At 67.7% G+C, this 16,936-nt stretch carries 13 protein-coding genes and 1 pseudogene; 9 read left to right on the top strand and 5 right to left on the bottom strand.

Going from position 1 to position 16,936, the window contains the following annotated elements:
* From WBA11_RS05410 to WBA11_RS05380, 7 genes and pseudogenes are all read left to right on the top strand, one after another.
* Nucleotides 1–447 (top strand): annotated as a pseudogene (locus tag WBA11_RS05410) (hypothetical protein); the annotation flags it as partial.
* Between the two features lie 52 nt (nucleotides 448–499).
* Entirely contained in the window at nucleotides 500–1,198 is a 699-nt protein-coding gene (locus tag WBA11_RS05405; protein ID WP_424519694.1) for a hypothetical protein, read from the top strand.
* Nucleotides 1,199–1,236: 38 nt separating this feature from the next.
* A complete protein-coding gene (locus WBA11_RS05400) occupies nucleotides 1,237–2,529 on the top strand; it encodes a hypothetical protein (RefSeq protein ID WP_424519693.1) in 1,293 nt (430 codons plus the stop codon).
* 267 nt (nucleotides 2,530–2,796) lie between these two features.
* Nucleotides 2,797–4,215, top strand: coding sequence for a type IV pilus twitching motility protein PilT (locus WBA11_RS05395; RefSeq protein WP_424519692.1), 1,419 nt, complete (start codon nucleotides 2,797–2,799; stop codon nucleotides 4,213–4,215).
* A gap of 25 nt (nucleotides 4,216–4,240) precedes the next feature.
* Nucleotides 4,241–6,427: a PilN domain-containing protein gene (locus WBA11_RS05390; RefSeq protein WP_424519691.1), complete on the top strand. Its 2,187-nt coding sequence runs from the start codon at nucleotides 4,241–4,243 to the stop codon at nucleotides 6,425–6,427.
* Nucleotides 6,428–6,456: 29 nt separating this feature from the next.
* Entirely contained in the window at nucleotides 6,457–7,551 is a 1,095-nt protein-coding gene (locus WBA11_RS05385) for a hypothetical protein (RefSeq protein ID WP_424519690.1), read from the top strand.
* A 29-nt stretch (nucleotides 7,552–7,580) separates the two neighbouring features.
* Nucleotides 7,581–8,996: a type II and III secretion system protein gene (locus WBA11_RS05380; protein ID WP_424519689.1), complete on the top strand. Its 1,416-nt coding sequence runs from the start codon at nucleotides 7,581–7,583 to the stop codon at nucleotides 8,994–8,996.
* 59 nt (nucleotides 8,997–9,055) lie between these two features.
* Here the strand turns inward: WBA11_RS05380 and WBA11_RS05375 are convergent, their stop codons facing one another.
* The 5 genes from WBA11_RS05375 to cruF form a co-directional block, all read right to left on the bottom strand.
* Nucleotides 9,056–10,165, bottom strand: a complete 1,110-nt coding sequence (locus WBA11_RS05375; protein WP_424519688.1) for a glycosyltransferase — start codon at nucleotides 10,163–10,165, stop codon at nucleotides 9,056–9,058.
* On the bottom strand, nucleotides 10,162–10,854 hold the full coding sequence (locus WBA11_RS05370; protein WP_424519687.1) for a hypothetical protein: 693 nt from the start codon (nucleotides 10,852–10,854) through the stop codon (nucleotides 10,162–10,164). The genes WBA11_RS05375 and WBA11_RS05370 overlap by 4 nt, the downstream gene beginning before the upstream one ends.
* Before the next feature lie 87 nt (nucleotides 10,855–10,941).
* Entirely contained in the window at nucleotides 10,942–11,661 is a 720-nt protein-coding gene (locus WBA11_RS05365; protein WP_424519686.1) for a 1-acyl-sn-glycerol-3-phosphate acyltransferase, read from the bottom strand.
* Nucleotides 11,658–12,635 (bottom strand): phytoene/squalene synthase family protein, encoded by a 978-nt coding sequence (locus WBA11_RS05360; protein WP_424519685.1) that lies wholly within the window; start codon nucleotides 12,633–12,635, stop codon nucleotides 11,658–11,660. The genes WBA11_RS05365 and WBA11_RS05360 overlap by 4 nt, the downstream gene beginning before the upstream one ends.
* Nucleotides 12,635–13,474, bottom strand: coding sequence for a bisanhydrobacterioruberin hydratase CruF (cruF, locus tag WBA11_RS05355; RefSeq protein ID WP_424519684.1), 840 nt, complete (start codon nucleotides 13,472–13,474; stop codon nucleotides 12,635–12,637). The genes WBA11_RS05360 and cruF overlap by 1 nt, the downstream gene beginning before the upstream one ends.
* A 75-nt stretch (nucleotides 13,475–13,549) precedes the next feature.
* Between cruF and WBA11_RS05350 the strand changes: the two genes are divergently transcribed.
* Both WBA11_RS05350 and WBA11_RS05345 read left to right on the top strand, forming a co-directional pair.
* Complete coding sequence (locus tag WBA11_RS05350) at nucleotides 13,550–14,206, top strand: WbqC family protein (protein WP_424519683.1); 657 nt, start codon at nucleotides 13,550–13,552, stop codon at nucleotides 14,204–14,206.
* 288 nt (nucleotides 14,207–14,494) lie between these two features.
* Nucleotides 14,495–16,936, top strand: a 2,442-nt coding sequence (locus WBA11_RS05345) for a M4 family metallopeptidase (protein WP_424519682.1), incomplete at its 3' end; no start/stop codon positions are given.

Genomic DNA, 16,936 nt, shown 5'->3' with positions numbered 1-16,936 from the left:
GCCCTCGACGCGGCGCGCGATGCCCGAGCGGACGCCCGGACTGCCCTCGACTCGGCGACGTCAGCCCTCGGCGATGCCCAATCGACCTACGACTCCGCTTCCGACGCCGTCGCCCCGGCGAACCAGGCCGTCACCGACGCACGGGCCGTCCTCGAGGACGCTCAGAACGCGACGGGCGGGGTAGACCAAGCTGTCTCGGACGCCCAAGCGGCTCTCTCGACGGCTCAAGCTGCGAAAACGCAGGCAGAGACCGCCCTCGAGGACGCCCAGCGCGAGGCCGCTGACGCGCAGTCCGCTTTCGACACGTTACAATCGGCCGCCGGCGAGGCACTGACTGCTATCGACCGGGCTACCGCCGCAGCCAACGCGGCTCAGGCCGCCGCTGTCGATGCGCAGGACGCCGTCGATGCCCACGCTGCCACCCGGCCCGAGTGCGATGGCGAGTAGGGACCTGGCGATACAAGCCAAACCCCTACTCCCGACCACCTAGAAATCCCCCATGCAGTTCATCTTCGACCACCTCATCGCTACCCTCGTCGCTGCGACGCTGGGCCTCGCGATGATCGCTCAGCAGATCCAGAGCCGCCAGGCGGCGATGGAGCGTCAGTCTGTGCACCAGGCGAAGGGACAGGCGCTCGCGTTCGGCGAGTGGCTCGAGGACGACGTCGTCAAGCTGGGGTCCCGCTTTGGACGCGACCGAGACCGCTTCGAGATCGAGACCGAGGTCATCGACGGCCGCACGTTCACACGCCGGTTCGAGTACTACTACTACGACGGGTCAACGTCGACGGACATCTCGACGCGAGTCGAAGTCCTGTACGAACTAGCCGAAGACGACAGTACGCGCGTGGTCGTAACCGAGGGTGACACCCCTGCAGACGATGTCACGATGCAGGTGTACGACATCACTCGGTCTGCACGTCGTGGCGAGTACGACACGGCCAACGAGGTCTGGGTAGGTAGCGAGCCTGTGTGGGACGAGACGCCTGAATACGGCTCGCCTCACGGTCTACGTCACTTCCTGATTCAGCCTCGAGACAGTGACAGCCAAGTCGTCGCTGACGACGACGTCGAGGAGGCCGACTACGTGCGACTTGAGTTTAGCGTCGTGCCCACTCTGTTTCCGCTTCACCGAGCTCGGATCATCCCTGAGAACGGGCTGCACTGGGCGACTACCATCGAAATCCGCCCCTTTTAATCACCTGGACTGCGCTCTGGCATAGTCCCACCAAACCCATGGGAAAAGTTGCTCTCTTAATCGTGCTCAGCGCCGGCATAGCCGGGGGCACGATCTTGTTCACCTCTCAAGAAACCGACGTCCGGTCGGCCGCCGTTCAAGGCGAGTACCAAGCGGACGTGATCGCGCGTGAGATCGCTCGGTCCGCGTTCAACTCGGCCTCGGCCGACGTCCACCGCTTCGGTACCGACATCGACGCCGCGATCAACGCGTTCGGCGACCCCATCGTCAGCGCTGACATGCCACAGGGGGAGAAGTGTGCCAACGGCAAAGCGACCTGCGCGCGCCGTACCGGGTCCATGATGGACGGCACCTACATCGCCGAGGCGAGCTACGATGGCGGCAACGGCGTCGACATCTACGCCGGTGGCACCTTCACGTACAACGCTGGTGGTGAGGACATCACTGCCGATCACGAGATCAACGAGTCGCAGACCGTCGGCGTGCTCCGTGTGAGCGAAGGCGGCTTGCTGCGGATTCAGTTCGTGGACTCGCAGGCCGGCTACTGCTCCGCCATCTTCTTAAAGCGGACGCTCCCCGGTGTCGCTGAGGAGGACCAGCCGCTCCCCGAAATGGTCTACGCACCTGGCAAGAACCGGAACGGAGAGCGGAACGTCGGCCTCGAGGTCGAACTTGCCGCTGGGACCCAGATGAACTTCGCGATCGGTGTCGACAACCGCTGCGGCGGCAACGGCACGCGTCCCAACTCGAGGCCGGACCTCCGCTACGGAGGAGCCCGTGATCTCGCTGGGATTGCTGATCCCGACACAGCGGATCCGGACCCGTACTACGGGTGGAAGGTGCTCGCCGACTCGATGGCGACGTACCAGTTCCTCGAGAGCGACTGGGCCTGGGTCCACTGGGCCCTCGACGGCTCGACGGTCTCGCTCGACGAGCCCCAAGAGGGGCCGTGGGCGATGGTCGAGACGGACCCGAGCAACGGCCAGCGGTGGCGTGTCGCCTTCGAGGACATCCACGACTGGAACCTCGCTCCGACGCACCCCCAATACGAAAACCCGAACCGGAGCCTGTGGGCAACCAAGAAGTTTGGCTATGACTGGACGGGTAGCTTCAATCGCCCCGGAAACGACGGCGTCGGCGACGGCTGGACGGACAACGTCCGCACCGTCCTCGAGGCCGTGGACCCCGACAACCCGCGCAGCTCGTACCGCGTGTACGACGAGCCTGGCCAGGACGGCTTCCACGACCTCCGTAACACGGGGCGTCCGGCGGACTTTAGTGACCAGGTGATCATGGTCGAGATCATTCCCGCGAGCATCGCCGGCGCATAAAGCGGTGACTGTGGAAATGGCAACACTCGCGGCGAGAACAACATCGGGAAGGGCTGCTCCTAGTACCGAGGTGTTTGTCGGCTAACGCGTGGGCGGTCTCGTAAGGGGCCGCCCACGTTCGTTTTACGGCCCCGGGTTACCAAACGTGCCACGGATGGGTCGAAACCGCGTGTGCGGCGTCGCCGGGAGGCCGTCCTCGAGGCCGATAGCCCCGCACGAGGCTCTGGCTCGGGGATTGCAGACCGCCGTTCGACCTCTCAGACCGTTGTGACCCCACCATCGACCTCGTTCTCCACCGGCGCGTCTGCGGCTCCTGCCGCTGCCCCGACGTGGGGAGCCCCGCCGCAGGGCGTCGGCACGACTCCAGCCGCTCCGTCGTTCGCTCCGCCGCCCTCGATGCCGGCACCTCCCTCGGCGCCCGCAGCCCAGGCCGAGCCCGCCCTCGGCGAGCTCGACAGCGACGGCTTCTTCCGGATCCCGTCGTTCGTGCGCCAGATCGCACGGTCGGCGCCGAAGCTTTTGGTCGGGGAGGACCGGCTCAAGTTTTACGCCGAGCAGATCAGCCGCCTGCGCGTTGACCAGCGCGAGAACCTGAGGGCGTTCGTCGAGCAGTACGTGGCCAAGATGCACCCGATGGGTGCGTCCGACCTGGACATGGGCGGCCCCGCCACGTTGGGCCGTATTTGGTACCGCGTCGACGGGGACAAGACGCCGCACTTCGAGCTGGGCGTCGCGAGCCACGACGAGACCGATATCCTGATCCTGAACCTGCTCTCGGAGCGGAATCAGGACGACCTGTGGAACGTCCAGTCCGCCGACTTCTCGTACCAGCTCGATGGCGACGAGGGCGCCAAGCTCCGCTTTCGCTGCACGACGTACTACGACAACCAGCACCTGGGCGTCTGTCTCCGTGCGATCAACGACGAAGTCCGCCCGCTCGACTCGCTGGGGTTTCACCCCGTCATCGAGCGCGGCGTGATGTTCTCGAACGTCCGCAGCGGGCTCGCGCTCGTCACCGGCGTGACGGGCTCGGGCAAGAGCACGACGCTCGACGCCATTATCGACGCGAACAACCGCGACTTCGACGGACACATCGTCATCGTCGCGAAGCCCCTCGAGTACGTCCACCACCCACAGCGCTGCATCATCCGCCACCGCGAGGTGGGGCCGGACGTGCCGAGCTTCAAGATGGGCGTGAGCCAAGCGCTCCGTCAAGACCCCGACATCATCATGATCGGGGAGATGCGGGATCCCGAGACGATCGACTCGGCCATCGAGGCCGCTGACACGGGGCACAAGGTGTTCTCGACGTTGCACACCGCCAGCGCCGTCGAGTCCATCGACCGCATCGTGGCGGAGTACCCACCCCACGAGCAGGAGCGCGTGCGCAACCGCTTGGCCGACGTGCTCAACTGCGTCGTGTCCCAGAAGCTCCCGCCCAAGCTGGGCGGTGGCCGCGTGCTCGCCAAAGAGGTGCTCTGGGTCACGGCGTCCGTCAAGGCCGCGATCCTCAACAACAACACGGGCGAGATCTACCAGATGATGTGGGAAGGCAGCCGCCAAGGCATGACCACTCTCGAGCAGGACCTCTTCCGCTTGGTCCGCGAACGCAAGGTGTCGCCCGAGATCGGGCTCCAGTACTCGAACAACAAGCGGCGCTTCCAACAGCTGATGCAGTCGGCGTAGCGCCGATCTGCCCGTCCACGGTCCCATGAGCGATTCCTTCATCTTTCCTGAGTCCCCCGACGGGGCGCCCGGCTCGGAGCCGGACTCCGACTTCTTCGGCGACGCGGGTGCTTCGTTCGACGACCCGGGTGCTTCGTTCGACGACCCGGGTGCTTCGTTCGACGACCCGGGGCTCGTGTTCGGCGACCCCGCGTCCCTCGAGAGCCGTGAGGCCGGCGACGTCAACGCGACGTTCGACGCGCCAGCGCTCCCAGCGGGAGACGGTGAGGCGTCGGCGGACGACGGCCTCGAGGTCTCGTTCGCGGAGGCCGACGACGACGTGGCTGCCGAGACGGCGCAGGTCGTTGCGGGAACCGACGCCGTCAAGGTCAAGAAAGCGCCTCGCAGACGCTCGAAAGACGCCCTCATGCTGGGCATCCACATCACACCGAGCCGTGTCTACGGCGTGTTAGTCCAGTCGACGAGCGAAGGGTACGAACCCCTCCGCCAGTTCGTCCGCAACCGATCCGAAGGCCAGTTTGGCACGGGGGCCATGAGCCCCGACGTCCTCGATGACGATGGCGGCTTCGAGGTCGGACAGGGCGACGACATCGACCCCTCGATCCAGTTCGGCGCGGTGGGGGAGATCGACTTTGGCGCTGAGTTCGCGGGGATGGGGATCGCGACGGACGCGGTCCAAGACTCGTCATACGGTGGCGAGGTCGCCGGCAGAGCCCAGCCGATCGTGTTCGAGCTCCGCGACATCCTCGAGGAGTGCACCCAAGCTGGGTACGAGAACCCGTCGATCGCCTTCCTAATCGACGAGCCGGACGTGGCCTACGCCGACATTCTCGTCCCGCCCAAGGCGGACAAGAAGTCGAAAGGGAAAACGTCGAAGAAGGACGACGAAGCGCAAAAAGCGGATTTGAGCCCAGTCAAGCGGGATCGTCTGCTGGAACTGCTCCCCGAGACTCCTGACTTTGTGGGCGACGTCCGCGAGCGCATCGCCTTCGTGGAGATGACGCCGCGGGACGGTCTACGGCGCTATCTCGCGGTCGCTCCGACCCAGAGCGAGCCCGTCACGGAGTCGATCGAGTTGCTTCGCGAGCAGTCCGCGTACCGCAAGGTCGCGTTCAGGACCCTCGAGGCCGAGGTCCCACTCTTGGTGGGGCTCGTCGGCGCCACGTCCGCACCCGAGCCGCACGAGAACACCGCCGTGGTCCGTGTCGGTGGTGAGGACACGTTGGTCCTGTTGCTGTCAGGCGACAAGATCCAGCACTTCGAACTGATGCAGTCGGTGACGGCCTTCGACGGGCCGGACACGATCTGTAGCCGCGTGCTTCTCCAGCAAGACGTCCAGGGCGTCGGCACGGTCCACAACGTGGTCGTGGTCGCTGAGGAGCGCGAGAAAGAGCTCGTCCAAGGGTTCGCGGCGTTCTACCCCGACGCGCGCGTCGAAACGCTCCGCGAGGGCCTGGCCCGGTTGGGCCTGGTCGGTCCCTACGGCCCGCTCGCTCCAATGTTGGTGGGGGCGGCCGGAGTCGCCGTCGCGGGACATCAGCTCAAACAGAAGGGGAGCCCCTTCGCGAGCGCGAACCTGCTCCCAACGAGCCTCCGCAAACGGAAGCGCGCCTTCGCGCTGGCCTTCGGATGGCACACGCTCGTCGTCGCGGCGGCGCTGTTCTTGACGGTCCTTTACTTCAGCTACCGATACGTGTCGCAGGAGGGAGAGATCGCGGCGGCCGAGCAGCGACTGGCGGAGTTCCCGCCGGCGGCTCAGATGTCGGGCCCCCAGCTTCAAGCCCGGATCGACAGCTTGCAGGGGCGGCAAGTCGCGCTGGCCTCGGCGCTGGTCGCCCTCGATTCGGTCCTGATCGACACCGACCGGTGGACGCAGACCCTGCTCCGCACGACGCGAGCCGCGGCCCAAACCGGCGGCATCTGGATCGAGGAGTGGACTCCCGTCGGAGACGACATCCAGCTCGTCGGCTACTCCACGACTCGGGCGAACGTGGTCGGGTTGGCGCAGCGGCTGTCGGCCTCGATCCAAGAGGTCACGTTCGAGAGCCTGCGTGAGTACCCGGTCTATCAGTACCGCGTCCAGTTCACGCAGCCCCGTGAGCTGCCACAGGTCACGAGGGTGCTGCGCGAGCAGGCCGCCCTCGAGGTCGCCGACGATCTCGCGCCAGACGACGACGGCCTCGATGCCGCACCTCCCACCGACGACCTCTAGGCGGACACAGCTGCCTTCGGGCCAAACCGATGTCGAACGAACTCATCAACACCCTCTTGCTCTCCGTCCTTTTGGCTGCTGCCGGGGGCGGGGGGTACTTCGTGACCGTCAAAGAACAGCCTGAGGAGCTTGCGGCCATCGAGTCCGAGATCGAGGCCATCGAGGCGCGTGAGGCCGACGTTGCATCTCTGATGCTCCTCGAGGCCCAGGCCTCATCGGAAGCCCAGGAGACGCTCGCGCGTTGGAACACTCGCTACAAAGTGCTCCCGACGTCCCTCGAGTCGGCAGACGTGGTCTCGTACCTCAACGCGCTTTCTGCGCGCGGCTTTCAGCGGTTCGACTTGTCGCTCAGCGGGATCACGCCGGACGCGGCGGCCTCGTACTACACGTACCAAGTCACTGGCCAGGCCTACTTCGAAAGCCTGTTCGCGTTCATCTGGCACGTCGAGAACAGCCGCGGTCTCTACCGTGTCCGCGACCTCACGGTCAAGAAGGACGTCACGACGGTTTCGGCCCCCGGCGCCGAAGGGCCCGGACGGCAGGTGATCCTCGCCGAGTTCGCGTTTGCCGTCGACGCCTTCTTTAGTACCGACCCGGAGATTTCGGCCCCGGAGGACGGGGTGGTGCCTCCGCCGGAGGCCTTCCCGGCGCGCCGCGCCGCGATCAACCCCTTCTTCCCGTTCATCCTCGAGTCGCTGCCGCCAAACACCGACGACCTGGTCGAGCCGGAAACCGATCAACTCGTCAGCATCATCGGCCGGACGGCCGTGTTCGACCGTGGCGGCGAACTGCGCCAGCTGCAGCCGGGCGACCGGGTGTACCTCGGCCGCGTCGGAGGGGTCGATCCCAGGAATGGCCGCGTCGTGGTCGACTACAACCGCGGCGGGATCCGCGAACGTGTCGAGATCGACCTCGAGACGGGAGAACGGTACCGGCAAGCGATCGGCAATCAGGTCCTGGTGCCCTCCACAGGAGGTCGTGTCCCTCCCGGCCCGGTTCTTGAAGAGGCTCCCCCAGCGCCAGGAACACCAGAGGCCGACGCCGCCGGCACCTACTCCGCCGAGCCCCTAGAGGGCTCCTACCAGCCCGCCAACGTACTCCCACGCGTTCCGACGCACGACTAGACCTGACCGCTCCGCAGTCCCCAATCGCTATGACCTCCCGGTTCCACACTCTCTGCCGCGCGGCAGCCCTGCTCGCAGCGTTCGCCGTGCTCCTCGTCCCGGCCCTCGTGCCGACGGCCTCCGCTCAGCGGGCCAGCGACGGCGTCGTACGCGGCTACGTCCCGCCGGACGAGCTCGTCAGCTTCCCGTCCTCGACGCCGATGAACCAGTTCTTCCGGCTCGTCAACCCGACCTTCGCCCGCGTGACGGGCAAGCGCGTCGTGGACCCGATGGACCGGACGGACCCGATCGGCGTCGCTCTGAGCGGCGTTCACTTTATCGACGCCTTCGAGGTCGTCCTGGACCGGCAAGGTCTGGACTTCAACGAGTCCGACGGCTACTTCATCGTGACGGAGCCCGTCGTGATCGCCACGACATCGGACCGCATGGCAGCGGACGAGATCGGAGCCTCACAGGCGGCGGCCCAGGCCGCAACCGCAGCGGCGACGCAGGCCGCGATCGCGCAGCTTCCGGCAACGGCAGACACCCGCGAGATCCGCGTCGACGCCGTGATCTTCCAGCTCAACACGAACCGCTCTCGGGAGCGGGGCACCGACTGGCGAACCTTGTTCGGCCAGGCCGCGGCTCAAGCCGGTGGCGGTGTAGGTGGCGGTGCAGGCGCGGGAGGCGGCGTGGGCGGAGGCGCTGGAGCGCAAAACGGGGTCGGAGCCCAGACCCAGTTCTTCGTCAACGCCGGCTCGTTCTTCGACGCTCTCGACGGGTTCCTAGAGGCGTCCTCAGACCGGGTCCAACTCACCACGATCCTAAACCTCTTCCGCTATTTCGAGACCCAGGGCTACGGCCAGACGATCGCGACGCCGTTCACGGTCGTCCAGAGCGGGGAGCAAGGGCAGATGCAGAGCGGGCAGGACATTCCGATCATCGTCCGAGACTTCTCGGGCAACCCGATCACGGAATACATCCAGACGGGCACGATCATCAACGTGACGCCGACTCTGCTCGTGGACGAAAGAGACGGTCCACCGGTTGAGTTTATCAACCTCGCCGTCAAAGTCGAGAAGTCGTCGGCAGGGGCCGGGGGCTCCATCTTCAAGGACGACGTGACGACGCGGGTCAACCTCATCTCGAACGAGATGGCGGCCATCGGCGGCTTGACCTCGACGGACGAGTCGGTCCAGCGCCGCGGCGTCCCGATCCTGCGCGACATCCCGCTCATCAAGTACCTGTTCTCCTACCGGCAAACGCAGGTGACGCAGAGCGAGATCGTGATCGTGCTCCGCGCCCGCGTCGTGGACGACCTCCGCACCCGGATGGCCCGTGACGAGCCGCCCTCGATCTTGAACGAAGAGCGCCAGGACGCCGAGGACCGCATCCGCCAGTTCGGCCTCGAGCCCGTCGAAGCCGTCGAGGTCGACGAGGTGCGCCGAGACCTCGAGAACATGTAGACCAGAAGGCTTTACTGATCGGCCTCGAGGACGTGCGCGACCTCGAGGCCGATTCGCATTTAGCCGACCGTCCGGCCTTTCCACGCGACCCGCCCCGTCGCGTGGGCTCGCCACGAGTCCAGTTGGAGGGCGGCACCGAGCGCGAGCGTGACCGGTGCGAGCGCGCTGACCCAGAGCGGGAACCGCCCGGCGCGGTCGATGGCCAGCTTGATCCCGACGAGCGTCGCCAACGCCCACAAGCCCAGCGTGCCGCCGACCCAGAGCAGGCTCGGTACGACCCAGGAGAGCGAGTAGAGGAGCAGGAAGAACACGAACGCTCCGGTCGCGACGCCCCCCGGCTTTCCGCCCGCGAGGAGAAACGCGTTCTTTTGGAAGCCGCGCCACGCCTCGCCGAAGGACTGGTACATCGTGACGGCGACCTCGCCGCCAAGGTTCTGAAACCACAGTTGGACACCTGACCGCTTGAGAAACCGCCCGATCATCACGTCCTCGAGGACGTCGGACTTGACGGCTCGGTGGGGCTCGAGCCGGCGGTAGTCGCCGGCGCCCAGGATCCAGATCTGGCCGTTGAGCGCGCTGACCGAGGACGACCGCGTCCTGGGTACGAGCGGGATCGGGAGCGCGGCCAAGACGGCGAACGGGACCAGGCTGGTCAAGAGCGCCGCCGGTCCACGATCGAGGTAGCGGGGGAGACCCGTCAGGGCCGTGCCGTCGCCACCGTTGTGAACCCATCGGCCGACCAAACGGGCGAGCGCGCGGTCGTCTCGGAGCTGGGCGTCGGCGTCTAGGAACACGAAGACGTCGCCGGTGGCGCGCTTTGCCGCCTGGTACAGCGCGTGAGGCTTGCCGACCCACCCTGCGGGCGGGCCGTCGCCCTCGACGACGATCAGGTTGGGCTGGGCGTGGTCCTCGAGGACCGCGCGTGTTTCGTCCTCGCTCGCGTCGTCCACGACCACGATCTCGACCTCGAGGCCGTCCTGCGACAACAGAGTAGGCAGCAGGACCTGGAGATTTTCCTCCTCGTTGCGAGCGGGGACCAGCACCGATACGCGCGGGAGGTCCGTCGGGAGCGCTCGGTGTCGGTCGCGCCAGAACGAGATCAGGTTGGCCGTGAGGACTCCGACGACGCCGGCGTGGATGACGAGGACGGCGGCGAGGAGAACGGTCACGGAGGGTCGATCAGGAACTGGCGGAACATGCTCGGCGGGTTCCGAGCGAGCAGCCGGCGCTGGAGGGAGACGCCGGTCGAGGCGTCTTGGCGGCGGACGGCCATCCAAACCCAGACCTCGGCCTCGAAGGGGTGGAGCCCCGGGACGCCGCGCCGGCCGAGCCGGGTCCTGAGCTGCTCGAACGTCTGCTGGGCCTCCGCCAAGTCGCCGCCGAAGATGCGCGGCTTGTAGTAGAGGGACTGTCCACGGACCAGGAGCGCGTACGGCTCGCGCGAATCGGCCTCGAGGGCGAGACCCAGAATGCGCTCCGAGCGTCGGCCGTAGGTGGGCAGGCGCCACGCCGGGCCGACGCTGGCTCGGTACGCCCAAAGGGCCGCGATGAGCGCGAGTTCACGAGACGACGTCACGCCCCGCTCCGAGGGGATGTCCTCGAGGTAGCTCTCGTCGAGCGTCATCGGGTAGAGCCGGTACAGGCACAACAGCCGGTCCTCCTGCGTCCTGGCCTTCGTCCGGTAGAGACGTTCGACGGCCGATGCGTCCCGGCGCGAGTAGTAATACGTCAGGGAGTCTCGGACCGTCGAGGACGTCACCTCGATGGGGGGCGTGACGTCGATTGCGCTGGCCTGGTGGCCCTCGAGGGCGGGCGACGGTGTGGCGCCGAGGAGAAGGGCGACTAAAATCGCGAGCATGGGATCCGGGGACCGGGGGATCTAAGGATCGGGAATCGGGGCCAACCTATTGCCCAGCAGGTCGCCCTCGAACGCGTCGCGGAACGTTCATCGACCGAAGGTGAGCCGCTCGAAGAACGGGACCGTCCTCGACAGGTCCCACCTTTCGTCGGCTCCGGCGGTGCCTTGGAACAGGACCGGAAGGTCGTCGGTGGGGCGGGCGGCGTGGGCGTCCTCGAGGGCGGACAGGAGGCGCGAGCGTTCGTCGCCGTCGGGTGCGTCGTGGACGTCTCCGATTGCCATCACGGCCGTCGGTCGAGCCTCGCCCCACCACTCGGTCGCGATGCCGACTGGGACCCAGGCGGCGTCGGGCAAGATGCGGGCAAGGCGCGGGAGGTCCGCGCGGAACGGGCCCAGGCCGTCGCCGGCGATGCGCATGGTCCCTTCGGGGTAGAGGTAGAGGGCCGTCGTCGGATCGGCCGCCATCCTGCGGGCGGTCTCACGGATCGTGCGGAGCCGCCGTTTGGGGTCGTCGTCGGGGAAGGGCAGGGCACCGACCGGGCCGAACAGCGGCGCCCGATCCCAGGCCTCCATCCAGACGACCATCGGGCGCCGCCAGACCTGCGTCGTCAAGAGCCACAGGAGGAAGCTGTCGGGGTAGACGTGGTGGTTGGCGTAGACCACCAACGGCCGCCCAGGCGCCGGGTCGTCCTCGATGCCGCCCACCCCGACGACGCGGCGCAGACCGGACCTGAGCTCCCCGCGGATCGTGCGGTCCGCGAAGCGCCGGGCGAGCCGCGCGGCGATCCCGTCGGGGCGTGCGCTCACGTCGCCCAGAGCCGGTCGCGTCGTCGGGCGTAGCCATCACGAGCGAGCGCGCGGAGTTTGCGAGAGAGAGGGACCGAGGCCCGTCTCGAGAGGTTGTCGTACTGGTTCGCGCGGACGCCGTTGAGAAACTCGCGGTACATCCGGGCGGCTCCTCGGATGCCCGTCTGGGCGGCAGGCCGAAGGGCCTCGATGCCGTCGGCGGCCTGGTCGTAGAGTCGCTCTGCCTGGCCCATCAGGTCCTCGGTCAGATTGATGTAGGACTGCGGTACCGGCGGAGCCTTCCCGACCACGACATCGAGGTCGACGCCCCGCTGTTCGAGCAGGTCGGCGGGGAGGTAGGTCCGCCCTAGATCGCGCCAGTCCTCGCCGACGTCGCGCAGGATGTTCGTGATCTGCATCGCGTTGCCCAACGCCCGTGCCGCCGCCTCGAGGACGTGCCGGTCCTCCGGTCGGCGCACGAGAAACGGCAGCATCGCGGCCCCGACGGAGCCGGCGACCAGGTTCGAGTAAGCCAGCAGATCCTCCGTCGTGTCGACGGTTCGGCCCTCCAAGTCCCACCGTGCGCCCTCGAGGAGTTGCTTGAGCGGCCGGCGCGGTAGGTCGTACGTCCGGTGGACCTCTGCGAGCCGTCGCCACAGGAGTGTGTCCGGCGGGCGTCCCTCGAGGGTGCCCTCGAGGTCGGCCTCGAGGGCGTCGACCTCGCGGAGAGCGGCCTCGGTGCCGATCACGGCCACGCGCTCGTCGGCCAGCGTGTCGACGGTGCGGCAGTAGAGGTAGAGGACGGCGACGGGGAGCCGCTCGCGGCGGGGCAGGAGGCGAGTCGCGAGCGAGAACGTCCGGCTGTGGTGCCGGAAGGCCTTGCGGAGATAGCGGTCCTCGAGCCGCCGGTCCGCGCCGTCGGGCGGGGCCGCCGGGGCGTCGTACTGGCTGGCAGCGGTGCCCGTCTGCGTCCTCGAGGTCGTGGAACTCGCCACTACACCAGGACCGGGCGATCGGCCTCGAGGCCGGACGTCCTCGAGTGGGGCCAGCGCCAGCGGATCAGGGCGAGCGAGGCGGCCAGCGTGACCAGGCCGATGACGCCCGCGACGGGCAGGCCGTACAAGAGGCAGATCGAGATCGGGAACAGGACGTTGAGCGCGTAGACCGGCTCGGCCCATTTGAGGGTGAGCTTGTCGGGCGCGGGGCGCATCCCGCCCAAGACCTCGAAGGCGAGCGCGATCAAGATGCTCGTCACGAACCAGCCGTACCAGTTGACCCAGGGCATCCCGAAGTACGGCCCGCCGCCGGGGTAGTCCCAGAACACGAACGTCCCGCCGCCCTGGTTCATGGCCGGGTCGAGCGAGACGTCCCACACGATCATCAAGACGGCCGTCGCGATGGCCCGCCCGGCGACCCCGACGCGCAAACGGCCGCCCAGGTCGTAGCTCAGGAGAGAGAGGGCGTACCAGGAGGTCGGGATGAAGTACGGGACGTCGCCCAGGATTTTCGGCCCGAGCCGGTCCGTGTAGCTGTACGGCGCGAATGGGATGCCTGTGTTGGTGCCCAATAGCTCGCTCCCCGCGCCGATCAGGCTGGCCGCGAGCAGGAACAGGACCGACTTCCACGGGCCGAGCGTCTCCCAGTACAGCGCCAGCGTGATGACGGGCAGGAGCGCCATGTACGTCCAGGTCGGCGCGGCGACCAGGGACTCGTAGTAGGGCATGAAGAAGTCGCGGACTGGCCCGATAAACAGGGACAGCGTGCCCAGGATCGCGAACGCGATCGTGGCAGCGAACAGGCCGAAGAAGCCTAGGAAAACGCGTCGGGCGGTCATGGTCAGGGAGAGGCGCGGGGGCGCGGACGGGGCTAAGATCGCCCCGTTCCGTCGCGCCGTCCTCGTCTCTGCCCTGTGTCTCTCTCGACTGCCGTTCGCCCGCCCGAGTTCGCGCCGCGCATCGAGGTCGCCGCGATGCTGCTGGCCGTCGACCGGTTTGTGATCGCGGACACGTTCGCGTTTAGCCGCCAGAGCTTCCACAACCGCGCCCGCATCCTGACCGACCAGGGGCCGCGATGGCTGACCGTCCCGCGCCGTCATGCCGGTGTGGGACAGCCGCTCCGCGAGGTCGCGGTCCTCGACGGGTGGCGACGCGAGCACCGCGCCGCGCTACGGGCTGCCTATGGCAAGACGCCGTACTACGAGCACGTCGCGCCGGAGTGGGACGAGGTGCTGGAGACGACGGGCTCGCTCGCAGATCTGTCGTCGGCCTCGATGATGTTCGTGGCGAGGTGGCTCCGGGCTCCCGCCGACCTTGTACGAGCGTCCGACCTCGAGGGCGAGCCCTCAAACTTCGCGTCCGTCGCCGGCGTCCTCGAGGCCGACTCGCTGGTCGTGCTTCCGGAGTCGGCGGCGCGCGACCGAGCGTCGGTGCCCGGCCTCGACGTCGGCGTCCTCGAGGTCGATGTGCCGGAGGTGCCGCCGGGTGTGAGCGCGCTTCACTTGTTGATGCACCACGGTCCGCAGGCGCACGTGGTGTTGCGCGCAGCGACGTCGGTCAAGAGTACGTAGCTGGTCGTCCTCGAGGTCGGAGCGTCACGAGCCGCGGCGCACACGTGGCGTCGAGGCCAGGCGTGCAGCACATGTGCAAACGTTGCGATCTGAGACCGCCAATTAACACCGCCGAATGTCGCCCAGCGAAAGGGATCTGGAGATGTTGGACTTAGGCCCGATTCGGCTGAGGAACGGTTGAGGTTTGCGGCTCTCGTTCGCCAAATGTCAATATGGAGGATATGTGGAGCCTACGTTTGGGCGCTCGCCATTTCCTGTCGGCGCCACCAACACATAGCCCACCACTCCATGCCCTTTGACTTACGATCGGCGCTCGTCGCAGCGCTCCTGTTCGCTGTCCCGACCCTGGCCTCGGCCCAGGACGTCGGCCTCGAACCTGACCAGCGCGCGCAACTGTCCGCTGCCGCTTTCGACGCCGACGCCCTCGACCGAGTAACCTGGAGTGCCGACCGCGACGCCCCGCAGTTCTTGGCCGGCGACCTTGGCGCCGTGTCCTCTCCCGAAGCCTTCTATCGGGAGAACGCCGCCGCCCTCGGCTTCACCACTGACCCCGACGTCCGCGTCCTCGAGGCCGAGACCGACGAGCTCGGCCTGACCCACGTCCGCGTCCAGCAGACCGTCGGCGACGTGCCGATCTGGGGCGCCGAGAGCGCCGTCCACCTCCGCGACGGCCGCGTCTACGCGTGGGGCGGTGCCGTCCACCCAGACGCCGACGTCTCAACCGCTCCCGCACTCGACGAGAGCGCCGCCCTCGAGGCCGCGCGCCGCGACATCGGTGACGTCCCGCTGCGGGCCGACGTGCCGGGCGACGCGCTCGCCGAAGCCATCGACTGGACGCCGACGACCGAGCTGGTCGTGTACCCCCTCGAGAGCCGCCAGGCCGGCGCAGCCAACGGCTCGTACCGCCTGGCATACCACGTGAGGGTGTTCGTCGACCAGCCGGTCCCGGCCAACTGGGAGACGTTCGTCGACGCGACCACAGGAGAGGTGTTGCACCGGTTCAACTCGCTCCACACGGCCGGCTTGGGCTCGGCACACGCCGACGACGAGTGGGCCGGTGCGCCGTACGCTCGTCAAGCGTCGTCCTCGATCCTGTTCGCGAACGGGACGGGCGGGAGCATCTTCGGCGGTACGCGTCCGGTCACGACGCTGCTCTACCAGGGGCAGTACTACCTCTACGACACGTCGCGCGGGCCGCAGTACATCCGCACGATGACGTCGGGTGGTGGCAACTCGCTGCCGGGCTCGTACGTCACGGACGCCGACAACAACTTCCCCGCCAGCGCCGCCGTCGACGCCCACTACGGGGCGATCTCGACGTTCGACTACTTCAAGAACACGCACGGCCGCAACAGCTACAACGGCTCGAACGCGACCATCACCAGCACGGTCAACTACGACGACCAGCCCGGGGGCGCCGGCTACAACAACGCGTTCTGGAACGGCCAACAGATGGTCTACGGCGACGGCGACGGTCAGAGCTTTATCGCTCTTGTCTCGCTCGACATCGCAGCGCACGAGCTGACGCACGCCGTCACGGGCACCTCGGCCGGTCTGATCTACCAGAACGAGTCGGGCGCGCTCAACGAGGCCGTCTCCGACATCATGGCCGTCATGGTGGACCGGAACGACTACAAGATCGGCGAGGACAGCTACACGCCGGGCACGTCCGGCGACGCGCTCCGCTACCTCGACGACCCGTCCCGCGGCAACCAGCCGGACAACTACGCCGACCGCTACACGGGGAGCCAGGACAACGGCGGCGTCCACATCAACTCGGGCATCGCCAACAAGCAGGCCTACCTGATGATCGCCGGCGGCACGTTCCGTGGCCAGGCCGTCCAGGCCGTCGGCCGCACCGTGACGGAGAAGGTGTGGTACCGGGCCCTGACGCAGTACTTCACCCAGTCGACCAACTTCGCGGGCGCCCGCCAGGGGACCATCCAGGCGGCGACGGACCTGTACGGCGCGGGGTCGGCGCAGGTGACCTCGGTCACGAACGCGTGGGCCGCGGTCGGCGTCGGCTCGGCGGCCAACGGCGGTGGTAACGACGGCGGTGGGACCGGCGGCGGAACGCCCGAGTGGCGTTACGAGGACCGGACCTACCAGTCCCCGCACAACTACCCCAACAACTACAACGCGACCAACACCTACACCAAGGCCGGCGCGAGCCGCGTCGCGATGTACTTCCAGCAGTTCGAGACGGAGGCGAACTACGACTTCGTCAACGTCCTCGATGAGTCCGGTACCCGCCAGGCTCGGTACACCGGCACGCGGTCCGCGTTCTGGGCGGTCGTGGACGGATCGTCGATCTCGGCCAACCTGACCTCGGACTACAGCGTGACCCGCTATGGCTACCGCGTCACGCGCGTCGCCTACTTCTCGGACCGTCCTCTGCTCGTTGGCGGCGGATCAGAAGGGGAGCCGCTCGGTTTCGTGCCGGTCGCGGCCCCGAGCGACGTGGCGTCCTCGAGCGTCAAGGTCGAGGAACTCGCCCTCGAGGTCGGGCCGAACCCGGCCGTGGGTGCGGCGACGGCCATCGTGTCGCTACCGGAAGCGGGCGACGTCACGGTGACGGTCGTGGACCTGCTGGGCCGTGAGGTCCTGTCCTCGACGCGGAGCTACGGCGAGGGCCGCCACTCGGTCGGCTTCGACACGTCGCGGCTACCGGCCGGCGCCTACGTCGTCGTCCTCGAGGTCGGAGGCGACCGGATGACGTCGCGGCTGACC

The sequence above is a fragment of the Rubrivirga sp. genome, from assembly GCF_049648075.1.
Lineage (GTDB): Bacteria > Bacteroidota > Rhodothermia > Rhodothermales > Rubricoccaceae > Rubrivirga.
Note: the sequence above shows the minus strand (reverse complement) of the source record. Positions and strands in the feature narration are given on the sequence as shown.